The following is a 3,929-nucleotide window of genomic DNA, read 5'->3' as shown; positions in this document are numbered from 1 at the left end:
GGGCGTTCATCGGCGATCTCCCTGGTTGATTGGAAACTGGTGGTTGACTCGAGCGATTCGGTGAGGTTCCGGGCTGCGTAGCCCAGGGCGTTGAGCGCGGTATTGACCCAGGCTGTGGTGCCGCAGCGGCTTTCGGGGCCGGCGACGTTGAGCGAACAAACCACCTCGCCGCGGCAGAAGACCGGCACTGCCACGGATACCGAGCCCGAATCCAGTTCACCGCGTGAGACGGCGCGGCCCGCGGTGCGGATCTGCGGCAGGGCCGCCTGCACCTGCTCCGCCGTCGGGGTGTTGTCCGTGAACCGCGGCAACTGGCGGTCCAGCACCTGCCGGACGACGTCCGATGGTGCCCAAGCCAACAGGATCCGCTGCCCGGCCCCGGCATGCAGCGGCAGCATTTCATTGATGGCGAAGGTGTATTTGAGCGATTTATCCGGCTCAACCCGCCGCAGGCACATGGCCTGGGTGCCCACCCGGATGATCATGACGGCAGTCTCGCCAACGGCATCAACCACACCTTTGAGCACCGCGGTGCCCACCTCGGCCAGGTGCGACTGCACGTGGTGCCGGCCGGTGAGTTCCAACAGCGCCCGCCCGGGCCGGTAGCGGCCGCCGTCTTCCTGAACGAAGTCACGGTCCCTGAGTGTTTTGATGTACCGGTAGGCGGTGCTTTGCGGGATGCCCAGCTTGGTGGCCACCGCGTCGATGGTGGCATCGCCGTTGGCGGCGACCTCGGCCAGGATGGCCAGTCCGCGTTCGAATGATGTCAACCCGACCTCCTCTCAGATCTTCCGGCATCCGGGGCACTCCAAAGATGCTCCACTGAGGCTGGCCGCACCGGCAATCGTCATTCTCACATGGTGGGAATGAGATTCAGCTTCAGTCTCAAAAACCGCTACGTTGAGGCCATTCCCAGCCGCAACGATAAGTGAGGCCCCAATGACACTCGATCTGCCTGTGGCAGCAGCCCCCGCCATTTCCGACGATCCATATTCCGATGCGAACCTGACCAACCCGTATCCGCTGTTCGAGCGGATGCGCCAAGCCGGGCCTGGGGTGTGGCTGGACAAGTACGGCGTGCCGGCCTTCACCCGTTTCGGTGCTTGTAAGGACATTCTTGACGACTATGCCACCTTTATATCCGGCGCCGGCGCCGGGCCGAAAAACCTGCACCACGAACCGTCCTGGCGTCCGCAGGGCATCATGGAATCCGACCCGCCCGTCCACACTGCCATGCGCCAGGCCATGGCCGGCGTGATCTCGCCCAAGGGGACTCGAGCGCTGCGCGGACAGTTCCAAGAGTTCGCGGACGAACTGGTGGAGCAGGTGCTGCAGTTGGGCGAGTTCGACGCTGTGGCCGACTTCGCCCAGGTCTTCCCACTGCGGGTGTTCGGCGACGCGGTGGGAATTCCCCGCGCCGGCCGGGCCGAGAACCTGCTCGCGCTCGGGGCAATGAACTTCAGCACCTTCGGCCCGGACGATGCGCGGTCCAAGGAGTTTTTCCGCCGGGGTGCCGGCACCAATGACTGGGCCATGGCCAACACAGCCCGGGAGCGCCTGGCCGAGGGGAGCCTGGGGGCACAGATCTGGGACTACGCCGACCGCGGCGAAATCACCGAAGGCCAGGCTGCGCTGCTCGTGCGGGCCATGCTCTCGGCGGGGCTGGACACCACCATCTTCTCCATCGGCAACACGCTGGCTGCGTTGGCCCAGCATCCGGGGGAGTGGGCCAAGGTGCACCAGAATCCACGGCTGACTAAATTCGCCATCGACGAGGCCTTCCGGTACGAGTCCCCCTTCCAGTCCTTCTTCCGCACCACTAGCCGCGACACCGTCTTCCACGGCATCGATCTGCCGGCCGATACCAAGGTGGCGGTTTTCGTCGGCGCGGCCAACCGCGACCCGGACCACTGGGGGCCCGATGCCCACGAGTACCGGATTGGCCGGCAGGCCGGCGGCCATTTGGGGTTTGGCATGGGGATCCACCAATGCGTGGGCCAGCCTATCTCCCGTCTGGAAATGGACGTGCTGCTTACCACCCTGGCCCGGCGCGTGAAGAGGATCGAGTTCACCGCCGAACCGGTGCCTTTCCTGCACAACACACTGCGCGGCTGGCAATCCATTCCGGTGCGCGTCATTCGGGCTTAACACGGCGGCTGCTGCGGAACTGCGGTATGGGCCGGGGGCCGTACGAGTCCTGCTGGCCCCTGCCGCTGCAGGCCGCCGGAAGCCGTCTCCATACGGTTTCCCGTGATGTCCCGATCCACCGGAGGGGGGCGTACTCGTTCCCTGCCGCAACATCGGACGACGCCAGCCAGAAATCAGCAGGCAGACACCGGCTGCTTTTGCTGCCAGCCGGATGATTGAGCTGGACCCTTTTGCTCGTCCGCGGACTTGATGGAGCGAAGGCGTAAGGACGCAAGACAAGATCGAGGAACTCCACCTGGTGCTCTCTTCCGGGGGAGGAGTGTCTATGTCGTGCGAGGTAGCGCTTCGATACTCAGGGGTGGCGATCGTTTCCCATGCACTCAGTGTTGCTGAAGGAAGTATTCGACCTGACGATCGACGGGAACGTCATGTGGGCCAGACATTTCACGGTGCAGTGAGTCGGAGACTGGTCTTCGTTCGTCGGCTCGTAGGTTCTGCAGTCAGTTGCTTTGTCTAAGGGAGAGCCCCGCGTTCTCCCTGAACGGCCAGGTCACTCGAGCCCAGGGGGCCTGCGGTTGCGCTTGGTCTCGGAGCGCAACCGTTTTCCTTCGAGCCGACGACGTCGCGAGCCACTCGTCGGCCTGCTTGGTCGCCGGACGACAGGGGGAACCACTGCGTCCCGCAGGAGTGCGGCGAGTCGTTGTCTCGCCGCAGTCCGGTTACGCCGCTGGGAGCGGTGCTCGGAGGCGCTGATGGTAAGCACCGTGCCCGAGATTCTGTCGGCGAGCCGGTCGATGGCGCGTTCGCGTTGGACCTCGCTCAGCGCTGTTGTCGTGCCTAGATCGAGACTGAGTTGCACACGCGAGTCGGCGGTATTGACGCTCTGGCCGCCAGGGCCGGAGGCTCGGGAGAACTGCTCGACCAGCTCGGCCGCCGGCACCCGCAGGCCGCGGGGCGCGCCGGGTCCCGGGGGCACATGCAGGTCGTCCACACGATCATTGTGCCGCAACTCCGACACTGTTGTTTGCGCGATCAGTACCGGCCGGAAGCAGGCAGTGCCTGATGCCTGGCTGCGGGCATGACGCTTCGTCCAGCTCTCGGTGCCTTGGCCGCGACCCTGTTCCTGTCGTTGACGGCGTGCGGCTCCGTTGGTGGGTTCTCGGAGGCAGCGGACACTCAAGACCAGCGGGACCCCGACGAGTGGGCCAACGAGCAGTTCGACGAAGAGCAGAGGGGAGGGCCGGCGTCCACCGCGCGGCCGACGGCATTGGCAGCCCAGTCAGTGAAGCCGGACTGGAGTTCACACCGAAGAAGGCAAGCTGGTACGGCATCGGGATGGCGTGCGCATGCGCAAGCTCCATTACCGTACCGGGCTGAAGGATGACCTGTCGGGGCGACGGTGAATCCAGGACGGACCGCCTTTGAGCATTCCGGGGCGATCACGGGAAGTTTCGACAAATCTGTGTGCAACGGGAGTGCCCGGAATCATGTTCCTGCCTGCTCGGATGATGCCGGCGGGGGAGTACTGCTGTCCGCGTCGAGGACCTGCCCGAGAGTCTTCGCGATTAGGTCAACGTCCTCGTCCGCCACAACGAATGGGGGGCTGATTTGAAGGGTGTTGCCGCGCAGGGGGCGCACGACGACGCCGTTGTCTATGCATGAGTCGGCCACCGCCTCGGCGTCCGCCTCGGGTGCGAGCTGGACGCCGGCGAGAAACCCGACGCCACTGCGGATTTCCTGCACGAGGGGATGCGAGGCCAGAGGGGCAAGGGCCTTATCGA

General features: G+C 65.1%; 3 protein-coding genes and 1 pseudogene. 1 reads left to right on the top strand and 3 read right to left on the bottom strand.

The window, feature by feature from the left end:
* Positions 1 to 770, bottom strand: a 770-nt coding sequence (locus AC5RWT_RS35225) for an IclR family transcriptional regulator (protein ID WP_494084275.1), incomplete at its 3' end; no start/stop codon positions are given.
* A gap of 169 nt (positions 771 to 939) precedes the next feature.
* On the opposite strand from AC5RWT_RS35225, the gene AC5RWT_RS35220 reads away from it, so the two are divergent.
* Positions 940 to 2,148 carry a cytochrome P450 gene (locus tag AC5RWT_RS35220; RefSeq protein ID WP_494084274.1) on the top strand — a complete coding sequence of 403 codons (1,209 nt, stop codon included), beginning with the start codon at positions 940 to 942 and terminating at the stop codon, positions 2,146 to 2,148.
* Positions 2,149 to 2,698: 550 nt separating this feature from the next.
* Here AC5RWT_RS35220 and arfB read toward each other — a convergent pair.
* The gene (arfB, locus tag AC5RWT_RS35215) at positions 2,699 to 3,139 is read right to left on the bottom strand and encodes an alternative ribosome rescue aminoacyl-tRNA hydrolase ArfB (protein WP_494084273.1); all 441 of its coding nucleotides are present in this window, start codon (positions 3,137 to 3,139) and stop codon (positions 2,699 to 2,701) included.
* A 494-nt stretch (positions 3,140 to 3,633) separates the two neighbouring features.
* Positions 3,634 to 3,929 (bottom strand): annotated as a pseudogene (locus tag AC5RWT_RS35210) (hypothetical protein); the annotation flags it as partial.

The organism is Arthrobacter sp. Dra40, from assembly GCF_059091905.1.
Note: the sequence above shows the minus strand (reverse complement) of the source record. Positions and strands in the feature narration are given on the sequence as shown.

Excerpts from the sequence above, each read along its gene's own strand:
- AC5RWT_RS35220 (WP_494084274.1), top strand. The coding sequence starts at position 940 with ATGACACTCGATCTGCCTGTGGCAGCAGCCCCCGCCATTTCCGACGAT.